The sequence below is a fragment of the Acinetobacter sp. CWB-G5 genome, from assembly GCF_019209785.1.
Lineage (GTDB): Bacteria > Pseudomonadota > Gammaproteobacteria > Pseudomonadales > Moraxellaceae > Acinetobacter > Acinetobacter johnsonii.
The window spans coordinates 14,196-32,852 of sequence record NZ_JAHUTF010000012.1 but is presented as its reverse complement, the minus strand read 5'-3'; the positions used below and the strand labels follow the sequence as shown (position 1 = coordinate 32,852).

At 43.1% G+C, this 18,657-nt stretch carries 16 protein-coding genes and 1 other RNA gene; 13 read left to right on the top strand and 4 right to left on the bottom strand.

Annotation, left to right across the window (positions count from 1 at the left end; translation table 11 throughout):
• Positions 1-2: 2 nt before the first annotated feature.
• Entirely contained in the window at positions 3-1,256 is a 1,254-nt protein-coding gene (locus KVY11_RS14640) for an exonuclease SbcCD subunit D (RefSeq protein ID WP_218289359.1), read from the bottom strand.
• A 397-nt stretch (positions 1,257-1,653) separates the two neighbouring features.
• Between KVY11_RS14640 and KVY11_RS14635 the strand changes: the two genes are divergently transcribed.
• The 3 genes from KVY11_RS14635 to KVY11_RS14625 all read left to right on the top strand — a co-directional run bounded on the left by KVY11_RS14635 (position 1,654) and on the right by KVY11_RS14625 (position 4,394).
• On the top strand, positions 1,654-2,631 hold the full coding sequence (locus tag KVY11_RS14635; RefSeq protein WP_218289358.1) for a sensor domain-containing diguanylate cyclase: 978 nt from the start codon (positions 1,654-1,656) through the stop codon (positions 2,629-2,631).
• Positions 2,632-2,967: 336 nt separating this feature from the next.
• The gene (locus tag KVY11_RS14630) at positions 2,968-3,414 is read left to right on the top strand and encodes an ABZJ_00895 family protein (protein WP_218289357.1); all 447 of its coding nucleotides are present in this window, start codon (positions 2,968-2,970) and stop codon (positions 3,412-3,414) included.
• A gap of 59 nt (positions 3,415-3,473) precedes the next feature.
• On the top strand, positions 3,474-4,394 hold the full coding sequence (locus tag KVY11_RS14625; RefSeq protein ID WP_218289356.1) for a TIGR01777 family oxidoreductase: 921 nt from the start codon (positions 3,474-3,476) through the stop codon (positions 4,392-4,394).
• Positions 4,395-4,401: 7 nt separating this feature from the next.
• On the opposite strand, the gene thiO is transcribed toward KVY11_RS14625, so the two are convergent.
• Together thiO and hemB are read right to left on the bottom strand one after the other, a co-directional pair.
• Entirely contained in the window at positions 4,402-5,511 is a 1,110-nt protein-coding gene (gene thiO, locus KVY11_RS14620; RefSeq protein ID WP_218289355.1) for a glycine oxidase ThiO, read from the bottom strand.
• A 27-nt stretch (positions 5,512-5,538) separates the two neighbouring features.
• A complete protein-coding gene (gene hemB / locus KVY11_RS14615; protein ID WP_168158554.1) occupies positions 5,539-6,552 on the bottom strand; it encodes a porphobilinogen synthase in 1,014 nt (337 codons plus the stop codon).
• Between the two features lie 108 nt (positions 6,553-6,660).
• Here hemB and KVY11_RS14610 point away from each other — a divergent pair, with 108 nt between their 5' ends.
• From KVY11_RS14610 to KVY11_RS14600, 3 genes are all read left to right on the top strand, one after another.
• A complete protein-coding gene (locus tag KVY11_RS14610) occupies positions 6,661-7,158 on the top strand; it encodes a thioesterase family protein (protein WP_218289354.1) in 498 nt (165 codons plus the stop codon).
• Between the two features lie 247 nt (positions 7,159-7,405).
• Positions 7,406-8,557, top strand: a complete 1,152-nt coding sequence (locus tag KVY11_RS14605) for an efflux RND transporter periplasmic adaptor subunit (protein WP_218289353.1) — start codon at positions 7,406-7,408, stop codon at positions 8,555-8,557.
• Between the two features lie 6 nt (positions 8,558-8,563).
• Entirely contained in the window at positions 8,564-10,093 is a 1,530-nt protein-coding gene (locus KVY11_RS14600; protein ID WP_218289352.1) for a DHA2 family efflux MFS transporter permease subunit, read from the top strand.
• A gap of 87 nt (positions 10,094-10,180) precedes the next feature.
• Here the strand turns inward: KVY11_RS14600 and glpK are convergent, their stop codons facing one another.
• Positions 10,181-11,665 carry a glycerol kinase GlpK gene (gene glpK, locus KVY11_RS14595; protein ID WP_058952289.1) on the bottom strand — a complete coding sequence of 495 codons (1,485 nt, stop codon included), beginning with the start codon at positions 11,663-11,665 and terminating at the stop codon, positions 10,181-10,183.
• A 130-nt stretch (positions 11,666-11,795) separates the two neighbouring features.
• Between glpK and ssrA the strand changes: the two genes are divergently transcribed.
• From ssrA to KVY11_RS14560, 7 genes are all read left to right on the top strand, one after another.
• Positions 11,796-12,154: a transfer-messenger RNA gene (ssrA, locus tag KVY11_RS14590) on the top strand.
• A gap of 182 nt (positions 12,155-12,336) precedes the next feature.
• Entirely contained in the window at positions 12,337-13,482 is a 1,146-nt protein-coding gene (locus KVY11_RS14585) for a tyrosine-type recombinase/integrase (protein ID WP_218289373.1), read from the top strand.
• Positions 13,483-13,561: 79 nt separating this feature from the next.
• Complete coding sequence (locus tag KVY11_RS14580; protein ID WP_371315996.1) at positions 13,562-14,584, top strand: inovirus-type Gp2 protein; 1,023 nt, start codon at positions 13,562-13,564, stop codon at positions 14,582-14,584.
• Between the two features lie 110 nt (positions 14,585-14,694).
• Positions 14,695-15,741: a DUF932 domain-containing protein gene (locus KVY11_RS14575; protein WP_218289351.1), complete on the top strand. Its 1,047-nt coding sequence runs from the start codon at positions 14,695-14,697 to the stop codon at positions 15,739-15,741.
• Between the two features lie 149 nt (positions 15,742-15,890).
• Positions 15,891-16,934, top strand: a complete 1,044-nt coding sequence (locus KVY11_RS14570) for a YqaJ viral recombinase family protein (protein ID WP_218289350.1) — start codon at positions 15,891-15,893, stop codon at positions 16,932-16,934.
• A 145-nt stretch (positions 16,935-17,079) separates the two neighbouring features.
• A complete protein-coding gene (locus KVY11_RS14565; RefSeq protein ID WP_218289349.1) occupies positions 17,080-17,979 on the top strand; it encodes a hydrolase or metal-binding protein in 900 nt (299 codons plus the stop codon).
• Between the two features lie 73 nt (positions 17,980-18,052).
• Complete coding sequence (locus KVY11_RS14560) at positions 18,053-18,283, top strand: AlpA family transcriptional regulator (RefSeq protein WP_218289348.1); 231 nt, start codon at positions 18,053-18,055, stop codon at positions 18,281-18,283.
• The last annotated feature ends 374 nt before the right edge of the window (positions 18,284-18,657 follow it).

Below are 18,657 nucleotides of genomic sequence, written 5' to 3'. Positions count from 1 at the left end.
CTTTAAGCCTCGTGTTCATCTGCAAGGGATTGTTCTGCTTCACGCATTAAGCTCATGAAATCGTTTAACACTTCTGCATCATTGTGATAACCCTGTTTTTCCCAAATTTGCTGAAACAGTTTTTCTGGTGTAGGTGGTTCTAAACTCACTTTAGTTGGTGCATTGGGGTCTTGATCAGTCGTTAAATATTGACGCGAAATACGGACTAAACGATAACGGTCTTTGGGTAGAGCCTCTTCGAATTGTTGTCTTAAATTGGGCTGAGGTGGAACAGTAGTATGGTATTCAATATCGACATATTCACGTTGATCAATCTCTGAGATGATGCCTTGAGGCAATGCTTGCAGCTTTTCCAGTACCTCATTGAGTTCACCGCGTATTTTATGCAGTTGAATACTTCGTGGTATTGCTAAAACATTCAATTGAAAACGGGAGACATCGTTTTGTGTGGGATCAAGTGTCACTTCAACAACTTGATGTTTATAGTTAATTTCACTAAAAGATAGTGGAATGGGGGAGCCACTATAGCGGATATGCTCTTCACCGACTTTTTGCGGTTTATGCAAATGTCCGAGCGCCACATAGTCAATGATTTCATCAAATAATGCTGTTGAGAGTGCTTCTTCATTCCCAATCACAATAGGACGCTCAGAGTCTGAGGTTTCACCGCCTTGCATATGTGAATGAGACATTAAAATCAGGGCTTGATCCGCTGTTTTGCGGGCTTTGGCCTCGGCGATCAGTTGTTGATGCAAATAGGCAATTGCGTTTTGGCTATTGGTGGTGTGTTCATTAAAGCCTGTAATTTCAGCAGGACGTAAAAAGGGCAGGCTCAGGCACCATGCCAACGTATTTTGTTGCTCATCTAAAATCGGGACCAATAGGTGCTCAAGATCGATCTGCTGTTGGCTATTTTTATGAATCACTCCTACCGCTTTGGCATTGTATTTGGCCAGTAACGGTTCAACTTGTTCAATGCGGTAACCTGAGTCATGGTTGCCTGCAATCATCAGGGTTTGCATATGCGGTGCACGTGCATGCGCATCTGCTAAGAACTGATAGAGTTGCTTTTGTGCGGACGATGCAGGGTTGATGACATCGAAAATGTCTCCTGCAATTAAAAGCGCATGCGGTTGTCTTGCACTGATTTGCTCCAGTAGCCATGCTAAAAACTGTTCATGTTCATACTGACGGGAATGGTTATAAAAAAACTGTCCCAAATGCCAATCAGATGTATGAAAAAAACGAACAGCCATAGATACCCCAAGCTCAAAGCGCAATAGAGCTATAAGCTAACATAAATCAAAATTATGCGATGGATAATTGTCACTACGACGACAAACTCTGACCTGAAAGTTGAGGGCCTATTGTTAAGTTAAATTGCACAGAAAAATTAGTGAGTGATTATGTGAAAAAGAAAGTGATAGGTTTATTTGATTAACACTATAGTAAAAAGATAAATTTTGATTAAAAAATGTTCTTTTAATGGGGTATTATGTAAATCTATGAAATTGTATATCGTGTCATAGCCATAAAGGAAATGTGAAGATTGATCACGGATTCAATTTTGAGACTTTATAAGAATGATTTATGAAGAATGTCTAAAAAATAAGTCATGTATTGAGTAGGACAGGGTATAAGGAGAACGTAACTATGTCTGATTCTATTTTCAATTCGCCCCGTATTGTCAATGATCTGGTGTATAAGACGCTGATTGAATCAACACTTGCTATTCCTTGGAGTATTGATTGGGAAACTAAAACCTTTAGTTATATTGGCCCACAAATTGAAAAAGTGTTGGGTTGGAAGCAAGACTCGTGGAGAACAGTCGAAGATTGGGCGATGCGAATGCATGAAAATGATCGTGCGTGGGTGGTTGATTTTTGTGTGGCGCAGTCGATTTCGGGGGTTGATCATGAAGCAGACTATCGCGCACTGACCATCAATGGAGAATATATTTGGATTCGCGATGTGGTGCATGTAGTGCGAAAACCAGATGGGGAAGTCGATAGTTTGGTTGGATTTATGTTCGATATTTCGGAGCGTAAAAAACAGGAACAAGAGCTAGAAACACTGAAAAAGCAACTGGAAGAATATTCGTATCAAGATGGTCTAACGGGGATTGCCAACCGCCGCTTCTTTGAAGATAGCTACCAACGCGAATGGCTCAATGCACAGCGTGAACAGCAACCACTGACTCTCATGTTACTAGACATCGATTATTTTAAACAATATAACGATTATAATGGCCATATTCTCGGTGATGCTTGCTTGAAACAAATTGCACAATTACTGAAAAAAAGTGTCTCACGACCACGTGATTTGGTGGCGCGTTTTGGTGGGGAAGAGTTTGTTTTGATATTACCCGATACCTCACAAGCGTCTGCAATTGAAGTGGTGGAGCGTATTTTACAGAGTATTCGAACTGCTGATATTTGCCATAGCTCATCGCCATTGGATCAGCGTTTATCGGTCAGTTTAGGGGTGAAAACCATTATCCCAACCCAGAAAAATGACAAAATGGCTTTCTTAAAAGAAGTCGATCAGAATCTGTATTTGGCCAAAGAGCAGGGGCGTAATGGTTATGTCATTCAGGATGCAGAAGACGTCCAGCACTTAAACTCATATTAAATTTTTAGGGGCTTCTTCATCTATTGAGGTGGGGGAGCACTGAAAAAATCAGGACTACAAAAAATAAAGACCGACGATTCGAGTGATGATGAAATCGTCGGTCAAAGAAAACTGCTTCACGCTTAAATGTCGGCTGCTGACAACATTTAAATTTGGAGCCAATCTTATTGCTCTAGGAAAGGTCACCGTACGTATTGTGGATGCCGGTACAATGTTGACGGTTGCTGCGACCTTGTACCCTATTTAACGCACATCAACTTCGATTGGTTGACATGAAAATGAAAAAAAAATGATTTTTTTTTATAATGATTTTTTGGTTGGGTTTAAAGTAGCGCTATGGTTTCGCTAACACGATATTTTCTCTGGTTTTTTTTCATATGTTTTGTCTTTGGTTGTGTCTGTGGTGTACTCGCTGCGCTACTTCCGACAGGGATGGGAGCGGTATTAACGGCTGTACCTTATTTGGTGGCTATGATTTGGGTTTTACTTAAATTTATTAAGCAGCAGCGCCGTGCGCCAACCCAAGTAGAACGGAAAAAATTCACTTTAGGTTTTAGTCTGATTTTTTGGAGCTATAACTTTGCCTTTCTCATGTTAGGTTTATTTATCTTTGCGCAAGGTGATGTCGAAGTTTGGCAAAACTTTATGCTCTACGTCCAACAACCACAGTTTATCAGTATGGTGGTGATTCTGATTTTATTGATCGCGATTCCGCTGTATGTGCTGACTTACTGGTTTTATGGCAAACAAGCGGAGCGTATGGCGGCAAAAATGATCGATTAATCGTAAAGCTTTCTTCTAAATGCTATAGTTTGAGCAAAAGCATCATTTGAGATCACGCTATGCAAAAAGAACGTGTATTGGTGACAGGAGCGAGTGGCTTTATTGGTTCAAACTTGCTCGATTATTTATTAGAAAAAGATTATGACGTGATCGGCTTAAGTCGACAGAAGAATCTGCCTAAAATTCACCCGCATTTGACTTGGATTCGAGCTTTAGAAGAACTCAAGCATGATCGCATTGATTATGTGGTGAATTTGGCTGGCGAAAGTATTGCTCAGGGGCGGTGGACAGATGCCCGCAAACAAAAGCTGATCGCCAGTCGTGTTGAAACGACGACGATGCTCTATCAATATCTCGCTAAAAGAAAGATTCAACCGAAATGTATTATTTCGGGTTCGGCGGTGGGCTATTACGGTATTGATCCGACTGAACAATGGTCAGAGTGTTGTAATGAGCAGTCAGCGTCGCAGTCTATTTTTATGTCAGAGTTGTGTCAAAAATGGGAACAATCTGCACGGCAAGACACTTCGCAAAATACCAAAATTATTCGTTTAGGCGTGGTCTTTGGACGTGGGGCCGGCATTTTGCCGCAAATGTTGTTTCCGATCAAAATGAACTTATGTGGGCGTATCGGTTCGGGTCGGCAACCTGTGGTCTGGGTGCATATTCAAGATGTGCTGCGAGCGATTGAGTTTCTAATGCTGCATGAAACCACTGCACAAGTCTTTAATGTCGTCAGTCCAGAAAAAGTCACCCAGTCAGCATTTGCACAAACCGCAGCGCAAATTCTGAAACGTAGACCTGTACTTTCTTTACCCGCTTTTATGCTGAAGTTACTTTTAGGCGAGCAGTCTCAACTGGTGTTGAATGGTCAGTTTGTTCGCCCCGAAGCATTGAAAGCACAGGGGTTTGAGTTTAAATATCCCACTTTAAAAGAAGCCTTGATCCACATTATTCAACCGCAAAATTTACCCAAATAGCGTTTGATCAAGCAAAGCTTACTAAACGCTCAGGGCTATAGGCACTGGCGTCAACCGTTAAGTTTTGGCCTAACATCAATTCGCGTAGCAGTCGTGCAGATGCAGGCCCCATACATAGACCATTTCTATAGTGACCGAAGTTTGTCCAGAGATTGGCTATTTCAGGGAAGGGGCCGATATAAGGAACACCCGTTGGTGAACTTGGGCGTAGACCTGCCCAATGCTTCACAATTGGGAAATCTGCCAGCTCAGGCACCATATCCAAACAGGCTTTATAAATATTTTGCTGGGTCTGTAGAGACGGGCGTTGGTCAAAACCGACATCCGCCATGCTTGAACCACAAACGATATGACCATCCAAACGTGGAATCAGATACATAACCTGATTCATACACATGGTTGGTAGCCAGTTTTCAGGGGTTTTAAACAGTAACATTTGCCCTTGTACGGGGTTCACTGGAATGCTGCACTGGAGTTGTTCGGACCAATGTTGTGACCATGCACCTGTCGCAATCACCACATGATCTGCCGAATAGCTCTGACCATCAGCAGTTTTTATCCCTTGAACTTGCTGATTGAGCATGTCAAACGTATGTACCCACGCTTGCTCATGAAAGGTGACTTGTGGCTGCCGTTTGAGATATTCCACAATCGACTTGAGCAGTCGAGGATTACGGACGTTGGCCAATTGCGGAAAATGGATAGCTTGTTGAAAGCGCGTCGAAATGCGGGAATTGACCTGTTCCAGTTGCTCACGTTGCAAAAGCTCACAATGCTGCATCGGTTCTTGGTGTTGATCTTTATAATTTAGGCCAATGTCAAAATCAGCTTCATCAAAAATCAGCATACCTGTTTCGTGGATTTCAAAATCTATCCCCGAAACCGGACTAATTTTTTCATTCCATGCTTGATACATGCTTTTGCCATATTTGGCGAGGTCATTGACACTTTGTGGATAGCGCCATGGGTACATCGGGGAAAGAATCCCTCCACCTGCCCATGAAGCCGCTTGTCCCGCTTGCTGTTGGTCAAAAATCTCAACCGAACAACCATGTTCAATCAGCTCAAGCGCTGTCAGTAAACCACTGATTCCTGCGCCAATGATGGCAATATGCATTGCAACTCAATCCTTCTAAACAGGCTTTTATTTCATGTCTTTTAGTTTTAATGCAGCTTCTTCTGCAAAATAGGTCCAGATGCCATCTGCACCCGCGCGGCGGCAGCTCATTAGTGATTCAATAATCACGTTGTCCGATAACCAGCCGTTTTGGATGGCCGCTGCGAGCATGGCATATTCACCGCTGACTTGGTAAACGAAAGTCGGCACGCCGAAGTTGTCTTTGACTTCACGGACAATGTCCAAATACGGCATACCCGGTTTCACAATCACCATGTCAGCCCCTTCTTGAATATCAAGGGCAATTTCATGTAATGCTTCTGCGCGGTTGCCTACATCCATTTGATAGTTGTATTTGTTGCCACCTTTAAGATTGCTGGATGAACCGACCGCATCACGGAAAGGGCCATAGAAGCTCGATGCGTATTTTGCTGAATAGGCCATGATTGAGGTGTAGATATGACCATTGGCTTCAAAGGCTTGACGAATCGCACCGATACGACCATCCATCATGTCACTTGGCGCAAAGACATCTGCTCCAGCTTCAGCGTGGCTTAAGCCTTGTTTGATCAGTGCTTCAACGGTTTCGTCATTGAGTACATAACCTGTGTCATCAATGATGCCGTCTTGACCATGCGTGGTATACGGGTCAAGTGCGCCATCGGTAATCAGCACCATTTCAGGTAATTCTTTTTTGAGCAGACGTAGCGTGTTTTGAACCACACCATCTTCACGCCATGCTGCTTCGGCAGTTAAGCTTTTATCTTCTTGGGGAGTCACTGGAAATAGCGCCAGTTTCGATACGCCAAGTTCAAGTAAACGTTCTGCTTTTTTTAAGAGTAAGTCTGCAGATAGACGCTGCACCTTCGGCATACTGGGAATGTCTTGCGTTTGGTTTTGTCCCGGCAGTACAAATACTGGATAGATAAGATGATCTGTCGTTAAATGGGTCTCGCGAACCATAGAGCGCAGATGTTCATTTTTACGAATACGGCGCATGCGAGTAGCGGGGAAGGCGGGACGATTGAACGTATAGGTCATACAAATCTCGATAATCGGTATTAAACTAGGTCAGTATTGTAGACCTATCTTATGGCTTTGGGCACATATTGACGGGTTTTTATTGTTTTAAGAGTGAAGCAGATTGTTATGAGTAGTAGTGAAAAAAGCTGGACGGGCAGCATACACTTAGGAGCAAAAGTGGATATTGATGTGGTTTTTGAGCAGTTGGTTAAGGCTTTTAATGCGTCGCCATTTTTTAAGCACAACACCATGACCATGCGAGTCGTTGACGGGAAAATTGAAGCCTATATCGATATGCAAGATTACTTAATTGGCAATGTCGCGTTCCAAATTTTACATGGGGGCGTGGCTGCAACGGTTTTAGACAGTATTGGTGGCATTGTAGCGATGGGGGAGCTGTATAAAAAAGCGGAACCTGACACGATTGCGGACACCATTAAAAAAGTATCCCGTTTAGCTACAGTCGATATGCGGGTCGATTATCTCGCGCCGGGACGTGGAAAATACTTTATTGCCCGTGCTGAAACTCTAAGATTGGGGCGTAAAGGCTGCACGATGCGCATGACCATGGTCAATGACGAAGGCAAATCGATTGCAACAGCGATTGCTTCTTATGCTTATTAGTTTTAAATTAATTAAGTCTTTAATATTCAAGTGAAATTTATAGAATCCAATAGGAAGTTGGATGCTGAAAACTAAAATAGACTGAGCAGTTACAATTTATTTTCTCAAAATGTGATTATTTGCTCTTAGAATGCATCAAATTTTATTGTGACTTTCTCATCGACACCAATGCAGACAATACTTGTCTGATGTCCCTTTCGTAGGGATGATGCCGGCTGACCAAGTCTGTTAGATTTAGGAAAAATCAATGACAGATGCCCCAAATACACTGCCAGATACTGATCCAGCCGATCAAATCAATGATCAAGCACTGAAAGCTAAACGTAAGAAAAGCTTAGGTTTCGTGGCTGTGATCCTGATCATTGCTGCCATTTTATTCTTGATTTGGAAACTGTTCTTTAACCATTCGGTTTCAACTGATAATGCTTATGTGGGCGCGGAAACGGCCTCGATTACCTCTATGGTGACAGGCCAAGTTGAAAAAGTGTTGGTCAGTGACACGCAAACTGTAAAGCAAGGCGATGTGTTGGTTTTGGTCGATCATCGTGATGCCGAAATTGCTGTAGCGCAAGCTCAGGCCGAATTACTTAAAGCACAGCGCCAGTATAAACAAAGTGCGGCCAACAGCAGCTCTCTAAACTCGCAAGTCTTTGTGAGTGATGACGCCATTCATAGTGCTGAAGCACAAGTGGCTAAAGCCAAAGCGGAGTTAGATAAAGCGCAAGATGACTTGAATCGTCGTCAGCAGTTGAGTGCGACAGGCGCGATTTCTAAAGAAGAATTAAGCACGGCACAAGCTGCTTTAAATAATGCGCAAGCAGGCTATAACTTAGCGCAAGCGGGTTGGGCGCAGGCTAAATCCAGTCAGAAAGCTGCGCAAAGTAACTTGGCTGCAAATGAAGCTTTAATTCAAGGCAGTAATGAAAATTCGACCCCGGATGTTTTGGTCGCTCAAGCAAAACTAAAACAAGCCTTGCTTGATTTAGAACGTACTGAAATTAAAGCACCATTTGATGGGGTAGTGACGAGCCGAAAAATTCAAGTTGGACAGCGTGTGGCGCCAGGTTCTGTGCTCATGGTGGTGGTTCCAATTTCACAGTTATATGTCGATGCAAACTTTAAAGAAAGCCAGCTTGAAAATGTACGCCCAGGTCAAAAAGCGGTTTTAACCTCAGACCTCTATGGTGACTCGGTTGAGTTCCATGGCACGGTCTTGGGCTTCTCTGGTGGAACAGGTTCTGCCTTCGCGCTGATTCCTGCACAAAATGCCACAGGTAACTGGATTAAAGTGGTACAGCGTTTGCCTGTACGTATTCAACTCGAACCGAAAGAGTTGGCTGAACATCCTTTACGTGTTGGCTTGTCGATGGAAGCTCAAATCGATCTGAAATCGAAGTAGTTGCACATGAATAACTACGTTCCCTATGGTGACTTAAAGGGTGGTCGCCTGATGCTGGCGGCTTTCGTCCTCGCTTTGGCCAACTTTATGGTCGTGCTGGACATGACCATTGCCAATGTTTCTGTGCCTCATATTACGGGAAGCCTTGCGGTATCAAGTTCGCAAGGAACATGGGTGATTACCTCTTATGCCGTGGCTGAAGCGATTTGTGTTCCCTTAACAGGCTGGCTCGCAGGTCGTTTTGGCGGCGTGAGGGTTTTTACCTTAAGTCTGATTGGCTTCACCATATTTTCGGTACTGTGTGGTTTATCGACCAGTTTAGAAATGCTAGTTTTCTGCCGAATTGGTCAAGGTTTATTTGGTGGCCCGATCATGCCGCTCAGTCAGATGTTACTGATGCGGATTTTTCCTCCAGAAAAGCAATCCCAAGCGATGGGCATGTGGGCAATGACGACAGTGGTTGGCCCGATTCTTGGTCCAATTTTAGGGGGAACCATCAGTGACAACATGTCTTGGCATTGGATTTTCTTTATTAATATTCCTGTTGGGATCGCATGTGCTTTTGCAGCGATGCGTCTGCTTAAACCTGCGGAAACCGCCACGGCCAAACTCAAAATTGATCGCGGTGGATTGATCCTCCTGATTTTATGGATTGGGGCATTACAGCTCATGCTCGATTTGGGGCATGAACGTGATTGGTTTAATAGCCCTGCGATCGTGATACTGGCTTTAACGGCTGTGATTGGCTTGGTGATTTTTACCATTTGGGAGCTGACCGAACGGCATCCAGTGGTGAATATCCAAATCTTTAGATACCGTAGTTTCACAATTTCTGTCTTGGCACTGGCCTTTGGCTTTGGCGCATTTTTTGGCAGTATTGTATTGATTCCGCAGTGGTTACAGATCAATTTGGGTTATACCGCAACTTGGGCCGGTTATTTAACCGCAACCATGGGTTTTGGTAGTTTAGCTATGTCACCCATTGTGGCGAAATTGGCAACCAAATATGACCAACGTGCACTGGCCAGTTTTGGTTTGAGCATCTTGGGTGGAGTGACTTTGATGCGCTCGTTCTGGACTACCGATGCTGACTTTTTTGCATTGGCATTGCCGCAAATCTTGCAGGGCTTTGCTGTACCATTTTTCTTTATCCCATTATCAAACATGGCACTGTCATCGGTATTGCCGCATGAAATGGCATCTGCCGCAGGTTTAATGAACTTCTTAAGAACCATGGCTGGGGCGATAGGTGCATCTATTGCTGTCACTATTTGGGACGACCATACTAAAGTTGCACGTAGCGAAATGGTTGGTAGTTTGCATACAGATCAAACCCAGTCGGTGTTGATGCAGCAGGGAATGAGCGCGGAAGGTGTATTAGGCTATATTTCTAGTCTGGTGGATAAAGAAGCGTTGACCTTGTCGGCAAACTATATTTTCCTGATCTTGGCCTTGGTGTTCCTATTTGCAGCATCTATTATTTGGCTCTGCCCTAAACCTAAAATAGGGGCAGGCGGTGGCGGGCATGCGCATTAAGGTAATAAAAAACCGCTTTCTTGAAGCGGTTTTTTATTATGCAATTTTATGATGTTTTTGATATCTCAAAACAATAGCGTTAAATAATCAAAGTTCTGACTTTGCACGTTTCAAGGCAGATTGCCATTGTTGTAAGTGAAACTCACGTTGATCTGGACTCATTTTGGGTTCAAAAGCACGTTCAAGCTGCCAAGACTGTGCAATTTCATCCAAACTTGAAAATACGCCACACCTTAACCCTGCCATGGCCGCTGCGCCCCATGCGGTCGACTCCTGCATCTTAGGGCGTAGTACAGGCACATTTAAAATATCGGCTTGAAACTGCATCAGCATGTCATTTTGGCTGGCACCACCATCGACGCGGAGCTCTTTCAGCGGCTGCTGGATATCGGCTTGCATGGCGGTCAGTACATCAGAGACTTGAAAGGCAATGGACTCTAAGGCTGCACGAGCGATATGGGCCTTATTGGTTCCACGCGACATTCCACATAAGAGGGCACGCGCTTCACTGTCCCAATGTGGTGCACCGAGTCCAGTAAATGCCGGAACTAGCATGACGCCATCGGTATCTTGAACTGTACAAGCTAATTTTTCAACATCGCTACTTTTTTGAATAATGCCTAAATTATCTCGTAGCCACTGAACAATCGCACCGGCCATAAATACACTGCCTTCTAGGGCATAAGTGGTTTGATGTTGCGTTTTCCAACCCAGCGTCGAAAGCAGTTTGTTCTTACTGTATTGAACGGTCTCGCCTGTATTGAACAGCATAAAACAACCTGTGCCATAGGTATTTTTGGCAGTCCCAATGTCAAAACAGGACTGTCCAAACAGCGCAGACTGTTGGTCGCCTAATATGCCTGTAATCGGAATATTGGCACCGAGTAAGCCTGCCGCGGTATCGGCGACATAGGTGTCCGAGTTGATGATTTTTGGCAGTAATGCAGACGGAATATTAAATAAATCTAACAGCTCTTCATCCCACTGCTGGGTACTTAAGTTCATGAGCATGGTGCGAGAGGCATTGCTGACTTCGATGACATGTTGAGCACCTTGGGTAAGATTCCAAATCAGCCAACTATCAATCGTGCCAAAGGCCACATGCCCCTGTTCAGCCAGTGTGCGTAGACCATTGACATGCTCGAGTAACCAGACCAATTTTCCTGCACTAAAGTAAGGGTCAATTCGGAGTCCAGTTTTGGATTGAATCTTATCTTTTAGGTTTTGCTGTAGGAGTTGATTGCACCATTCAAATGCACGACGGTCTTGCCAGATAATGGCTGGTGCAAGCGGCTGACCTGTGCGTTTATCCCAAACCACGGTCGTTTCTCTTTGGTTAGTAAGGCCAATGGCTTTGATGTCTTTGGCTAAAATACGAGCAGAGGCCAGAGCCTGCTGTACAACGGCAATTTGTGAGCTCCAAATCTCTTGAGCATCTTGTTCTACCCAGCCTGATTGAGGGGTATGTATACGCGTTTCGCGTTGCGCCGTTGCCTGAACTTGACCTTGTTCATTGAAAATAATGGCACGACTCGAAGTGGTTCCTTGGTCGAGTGCAAGTAAGTAGCTCATAAATTATTTTATTGTTGGACTTGAAAACTAAAATATTAGCGCAATTATGTAATTAAGCGCATCAATATGTGTGTTTGTTTAGAAAATAGATCGTATTTTCTAGCAACTATGCTATGATTACCGCTACTTTGGGGGTGTTTCTGGCTTCGACGCTGGTGATGAAACTCATAGATGCATGTCGAGAGCGCATTTTCTCTCGTAAATCAAATTTGCATTTTTTAGTCGCAAACGACGAATCATACGCTCTAGCTGCCTAAGGGCAGCTTGTCCGCCTCTCCGAATACTTGTGGTTAGAGAGTCCGACTGAAGCGCACGCACACAAGTCCGTATAAAATCAAGCCTCGGGGTTTTGTACTAAATTAAGAGGATCGCAATTTGTACCCTGTTCGTCGGGTCACAAAGAGTTAAAACAATAGACGATATCTAAGCATGTAGTATTCTCGAGCGTAGTGCTGGCGGACGCGGGTTCAACTCCCGCCACCTCCACCAAAATTCTTTCCGAAGTAATCCATTGGAATCTAAAAAAGCCTTTAAACTCAATGTTTAAGGGCTTTTTTATTGGCTGTATTGTCCGATATTGTCCTATGCGATTTGACCCTATTTTTGCTTTGTGTGGGTAAAAATTGGCAAAATTTACCCAGAAATTAACACAACAAATTCTGGTTAAAGATATGTCACTCACAGATGCGGAATGTAGAAAAGCCCAACCGAAAGACAAGCAATATCGTCTATCAGATTCACATGGTTTATCGCTGATTATTACAACTAAAGGTCAGAAGTATTGGAATGTCCGCTATACTGTTCATGGGAAGCGTCAATCTGAGTCACTAGGACCATACCCAGAACTTAGTTTGAAAAAAGCTAGAGAAATGGCTTATGAACTTAAGTATAAACATTCAAAATCAGTACTTCATGAGGACATAAAGCCTTTCTTTAAAGAAGTAGCTGAAGATTGGTTTGAGAATCAGAAAGAAACGTGGTCCCCGAAGCACATTAGCAATGTCAGAGCATCTCTAGATGAATTGTATCTTTCATTAGAAAATAAGCGTATTAATCAGATTCAAGCACCTGAAATTTTACAGACCATAAAAAAGATTGAGGCCAGAGGCTCACTTGAAGTGGCTAAGCGTACTTTATCCCGCTGTGGCATGGTCATGAAGTACGCTATTGCACACGGCTATCGCTACGATAATCCTGCTGGTGATTTGGTTTATGCGCTGAAAAATAAGCGTGTAAAAAATTTGGCATCGTTACCAGCTTCAGAGATGCCTGAATTTTTAGGAAAAGTCAGAGCTTACCCAAGCGATCAGCAAACCCATCATGCCATTATATTAATTATGCTGACAGGTGTTCGGGTCAGTGAATTACTGCAAGCTCGCTGGGAAGAGTTTGATTTGGAAGGGCGTAAGTGGGATATCCCAGAAGAACGCATGAAGAATCGTCTTCCGCATCGCGTACCGTTGACGGACATGATGATTGAGGAACTGAAAGCTTTAAGACTTACCCATAATCAAGAATTGCTTTTCCCACATCGTCTAAGTAATAAAGAACCGATGCGTAGTGAATCCATTTTGGCAGTCATTAAGCGTTCGGGCTATGCAGGTCGAATGACAACACACGGTTTTAGATCGCTATTCAGTACAGTTGTAAATGAATCAAATTTATTTAATCCCGATGCGATTGAGCGCCAACTTGCGCATGTTCCTCAAAACAGAATTCGATCCGCTTATAACAGAGCACAGTATTGGGATGAGCGGGTAAAAATTATGGAGTGGTATGGGGAGCAAGTAAAAAATTGGATGAGTTTTGCTAAATAGCTCAAATTTAACCTGACAGTCTTAAGCAAATATCGGTAACTGTCAGATTAGGTTTGAACTAGTACACATCAAGCGGGTGGTGACAGCGATTACGAGCTTTAAGCAATTTACTGATCTCTTTGATAGTCGTCAGTACTATTCCCTTCCGAATCATCAACAGCACAGACAACGCTTGTATCACGAGCATTTCAAGATACCTTATGCTGATCTTAGAGATTTAGCCAATGATTTTCTTTATGCATTATCAGTGGTGAGGGAAATAGATCAATATTATCCGCTGGATTACTATCCTTTACATTTCCAAATCTTCTTTGAATGCGTACAAGCGCATCATTTAACACGTGTCGATTATGATCCACGTGATTTCTCTCCGTATTTTGCCGAACGCCTGAATACTTGCGCCTATGATATTCATCAGTACATGAGACAACCTCAATGTAAGGCTAGGCTTAAACAATCAGCTCAACTAGCATCACGGCAACATCGTAGTTTAGATCAATACATCGATCAGCTGTTTCTCCGCTATTCCCGCATTGTTGCAGTACGTATTGATTTTGGATATCACGAAGATGCGGATGCAAGCTATGAATTGATCTTTAAGCATCGAGAGTTGTTACTTCGTTATTTACGTGAAAAGCATCAGGGTGATGCACAAGTTGGTTATGTCTGGAAACTTGAATATGGGCTCAGAAAAGGCTACCACTTACACATGGTGATCTTTCTAGATGGCTCTCGGGTGCAGGAAAGTATTAGCCATGGCAAGATTATTGCGAATCATTGGAATGAGGTGATTACTGAGGGAGAAGGCGTTGCCTTTAATTGTAATGCTGTCATGAATAATTATTATCGTAATGGGCTTGGACGTGTTGATTATCATGATGAGGAGAAGATTCGTGATCTTAAATTCGCCTGCCAATATCTGACTAAATATGATGAGTATATTGAATTGATGCATTATGGCTATCAAGCCAATCAATACTGCGATGACCCAACGCGAAGACCTATCTACTCCGAATTAGGACGGGTCTTTGGTAAAGCAAAGTTGCCCCCTTATATTCCAAATTTAGGACGACCAAGGAGTAGAGTGGCGACAGGTTTTTAATTATTTTATTTCCATAACAGTGTCTGCAATGTTGCCCTTATAGGCACATTGCAGATTATTTCAGATACATATTATTGCCATGAAGATATCCACTCAATTAGGAGAATGACATGGCACATCAACTTGAACAAATGGCTTATGTCGGCCAAACCCCTTGGCATGGCTTAGGTAATCAACTGACCCAAAACCAACCCATTGAAGTCTGGGCACAGCAGGCTGGCATGGACTGGCGCATTGAATCTTCAGATGTCAGCTTTATGGCTAAAAATGATCGTGGGCAAAGCATCATTATGCCTTATGAGGAACAGCGAGTGCTGTATCGTTCTGATACCCATGCACCATTGTCTGTGGTCAGTCAGCGTTATCAAGAAGTCCAGCCTAAACAGATTTTAGAGTTTTATCGTGATCTGACCGAACAATCGGGCTTTGAACTAGAAACCGCAGGGGTACTTAAAGGCGGCAAGAAGTTCTGGGCATTGGCACGAACAGGGCAGACTTCGGCTTTAAAGAGTAAGGATGTTAGTAATGGCTATATTTTATTGGCTACGGCGTGTGATGGAACCCTTGCAACCACCGCTCAATTTACCAGTATTCGAGTAGTGTGTAACAACACCTTGGCGATTGCCTTAAAAGGTCAGAACAGCAGTGCGGGTGTGGTCAAAGTGCCGCACAGTACCAAGTTTGATGCACAGAAGATTAAACAGCAACTGGGGATTTCAGTGCGTGCATGGGATGAACACATGTATGAAATGAAACAACTGAGCCAACGGAAAGTCACGCAGACTGAAGCAGCAGCTTATTTTGATGCGGTGTTTAACAACACCAGTCTAAGCAATGCGGAACAAGATGAGGGGATTATTCAGTTTTACCGTAATGTGGCAGCGCAAGGGGGCCAACCCACTAAACCAGACAACAAAACTGAACCGAATGGACGCGCCATGTCTAAAGTTATGACCATGTTTAATGGGCATGGTCGTGGGGCAGAACTCAGTTCAGCCAAAGATACCACTTATGGATTGTTATGCTCAATTACGGAATTTGCCGATCATGAACGTCGTGCCATGAGTCAAGATCACCGTCTGGACTCTGCATGGTTTGGTGCTGGAGCAGGGCTTAAGCAACGTGGACTGGAACAAGCTTTACGCATGTTGGCTTAATTTCAAAGCATCTATTGATTAGCCTAAGCGGACTCATCGCAATACTGAAACGCTCAACATTACAAAAACTTAACTCTTTTTATTTAAAAGCTGTGTCTACGGACACGGCTTTTTTTATGCCCAAAATTCAAAAATGACAGGAAATCGCTATGAACTCAGCCGTAATTCATCCAAACAACGCCACACTGAATATCCAAACCAATCGCCCAAAACTGTTTACAGCAAAACGTTTCGTAGAGACTAAAAATATGACTCAAGCCGAATGGCTGGAAGTCAGACGCAAGGGTATTGGCAGCAGTGACTGTGCCGCAGCTTGTGGTCTCAATCCTTATATGTCGATGTTGGAACTGTGGATGATTAAGACAGGACGGATTCAACAAAATATAGAAGATGAAAGTGAAGGCCATGCACCCTTGTACTGGGGGAAAAGGCTTGAGCCTTTAGTTGCGGAATACTACAGCATGCATACGAACTATAAAGTCCGTCGGGTCAATGCCGTATTACAACACCCTGATCCAGACAAAAATTTCATGTTGGCTAACTTGGATTACTCAGTTGTTGGAGATGCCGATGTACAAATACTGGAGTGTAAAACCGCAGGTGAGTATGGTGCCAAGCTGTGGCGAGATGGTGTGCCTTTATATGTGCTTTGCCAAGTACAACATCAATTGGCAGTCACAGGTAAGCAAGCAGCACATATCTGTGTGCTGATCTGTGGACATGAAGCCTGCATTTTTAAAGTGACACGTTCTGAGTCTGTGATTCAACACATCATTAATGCTGAACGTTACTTCTGGGATTGTGTGAAAAAGGATACGCCACCTGAAGCGGATGCCAGTGAATCGGCAGCCAAAGCCCTACAGCTACTTTATCCTGAACATATCCCCTTAAGCACAACAGATCTTTCTGAAAATGAAGATGCCAATCAACAGTTTGAACAACTGATTCGAGTGCGCAATCAAGTTGAGAAATATCAACAGCAATTTGACCTACTCAAACACCAACTGCAAGGCCAGATGCAAAACGCTGAACGAGCGACCTTTAAAACGGGTTCCGTGACATGGAGGAAGTCGAAAGACTCAATCAGTTTAGACACAAAGACTCTGCTTAAGTCACACCCTGAATATCTCAGTCAGTACCCACAAAACAAGCAGGGTACACGGCGCTTCAATATTTATACCAATGATGATTGAAGGCGACATAGCCTAGACAAATCATTTAGCCACTCAATATTGAAGCACCTAACCAACCTAAAAACCCCATGCCTCAGCACATGGGGTTTTTTATGCCCATTTCATTTTAAGCAAACAACATATTTAAACCAAAGAGGAAATTACCATGATTAAAGGTCTAGCCATTACACCGCCAATACTCGGACGAATCAGTATTGGCAAGATGGTCGAGAAGAATGGCAAACGCGTCCCTGAAAAGGATGATCAATTTACCTTGACCTCCCAAATCCAAAATAAGGATGGGTGGGTGAAACATCCTTTAGATGAACAACTTAGAGCCAAAGCACCCAATCAGAAACTTCGTTCAATACCAGTACGGATGATCTTTAATGATCCTGAATTAAATCTACGTGCAGAGTACAGTTTATTTGACCGACAAACAGGACGTCCCGTTTGTATAGGTAATGGTGAAACTTGTCAGCGCTTAACCAATCAAGGCGTTGAACATCACCATTGTCCATCTCCTAATTTATGTCCTTTGGCACAAGGTGAGCTGTGTAAGCCTTATGGTCGTCTCTATGTGAATCTCGATGACTCAGATGAATTCGGGACTTTCGTTTTTAGAACGACTGGTTTTAATAGTATCCGTACTCTGACAGCAAGACTCAGCTACTACCATGCAGCATCGAATGGATTGCTGTCTTGTTTACCGCTACAACTCACACTGAGAGGCAAGAGCACTACTCAAAGTTATCGCACCCCAGTGTATTACGTGGACTTAGCACTCCGTGAGGGCATCCATTTGCAAGAGGCAATTCAAACCGCTAAAGAAATTGACCAGAAAAGTAAGCTGTGTGGTTTTAACCAAGTGGCTTTAGATCAGGCCGCTTTACAGGGCTATGGGAATGCGCGGTTTGAAGTAGATGGAGAGGAGGGGATTGAAATTATTGATGAATTTTATACTGAAAGCTCAGAACGGCAGGATAGGAAACAAACTCATGACTTAACGCAAGCTCAAGGTATTCAGGTGGGGTTGCAACAATCGGTTCAGGCCGTGAAATCATAAATGTAAAATTTTATACCGAGTCCCTATCATTTGAGCGAATACCCGCTCGCATCAATGATCAGGAGTAAATGTCATGAATGCGTTTGTTGGTGAAACTTTTCAAATGAATCAACTGATTAGTATTAAGGAAGTCATTAAATTTGTCGGTGTAGGTCGTTCAACGATATATGAAATGATGGACGAATTCTCACCGTACTATGATCCAACTTTCCCAAAGAGAGTAAAAATCACTCAAAACCGTATCGGCTGGTCAGCTTATGAAATTAACCAATGGATTGAAAGTAAGTTGGCGAGTCGTGAATAGAAGGGAGCAAAAGCTCCCTTATTTTTTTAGTAGACTGATCTAAAATATGAGGAATTTAGGCACATGGAAATATGTTCGTTTCTCAGCTAAAACTGGCTGTTGAGAAAAAAGTTCCAGTAAAAAGTTGTTTTCGTGTAAGTACAGCGGTGACAATTGCAACTATACCGAAGGACTTCTCATTTATTGTAAAGTTACAAATAAATAAAGCATGTTATTCAAATCAGGCTGCGGAATGTGATTGGTATAGGCTTGCATAGAAAAATAAACAAAATGATATGTGAAATTCACTTGTTTGATTTTTAATCTAAATTGCTGTGTTTCCGGCAAAATCAAAGAAATACTTCTTCCATAATGTATCTATCAGCTCGATATGA

Coding starts and splice junctions, on each gene's coding strand:
- KVY11_RS14625 (WP_218289356.1), top strand. CDS start 3,474: ATGCAAAAAGAACGTGTATTGGTGACAGGAGCGAGTGGCTTTATTGGT.
- KVY11_RS14570 (WP_218289350.1), top strand. CDS start 15,891: ATGAACTCAGCCGTAATTCATCCAAACAACGCCACACTGAATATCCAA.
- KVY11_RS14610 (WP_218289354.1), top strand. CDS start 6,661: ATGAGTAGTAGTGAAAAAAGCTGGACGGGCAGCATACACTTAGGAGCA.
- hemB (WP_168158554.1), bottom strand. CDS start 6,552: ATGACCTATACGTTCAATCGTCCCGCCTTCCCCGCTACTCGCATGCGC.
- KVY11_RS14635 (WP_218289358.1), top strand. CDS start 1,654: ATGTCTGATTCTATTTTCAATTCGCCCCGTATTGTCAATGATCTGGTG.
- glpK (WP_058952289.1), bottom strand. CDS start 11,665: ATGAGCTACTTACTTGCACTCGACCAAGGAACCACTTCGAGTCGTGCC.
- KVY11_RS14585 (WP_218289373.1), top strand. CDS start 12,337: ATGTCACTCACAGATGCGGAATGTAGAAAAGCCCAACCGAAAGACAAG.
- KVY11_RS14600 (WP_218289352.1), top strand. CDS start 8,564: ATGAATAACTACGTTCCCTATGGTGACTTAAAGGGTGGTCGCCTGATG.
- KVY11_RS14575 (WP_218289351.1), top strand. CDS start 14,695: ATGGCACATCAACTTGAACAAATGGCTTATGTCGGCCAAACCCCTTGG.
- KVY11_RS14560 (WP_218289348.1), top strand. CDS start 18,053: ATGAATGCGTTTGTTGGTGAAACTTTTCAAATGAATCAACTGATTAGT.
- KVY11_RS14640 (WP_218289359.1), bottom strand. CDS start 1,256: ATGGCTGTTCGTTTTTTTCATACATCTGATTGGCATTTGGGACAGTTT.
- KVY11_RS14630 (WP_218289357.1), top strand. CDS start 2,968: ATGGTTTCGCTAACACGATATTTTCTCTGGTTTTTTTTCATATGTTTT.
- thiO (WP_218289355.1), bottom strand. CDS start 5,511: ATGCATATTGCCATCATTGGCGCAGGAATCAGTGGTTTACTGACAGCG.
- KVY11_RS14605 (WP_218289353.1), top strand. CDS start 7,406: ATGACAGATGCCCCAAATACACTGCCAGATACTGATCCAGCCGATCAA.
- KVY11_RS14565 (WP_218289349.1), top strand. CDS start 17,080: ATGATTAAAGGTCTAGCCATTACACCGCCAATACTCGGACGAATCAGT.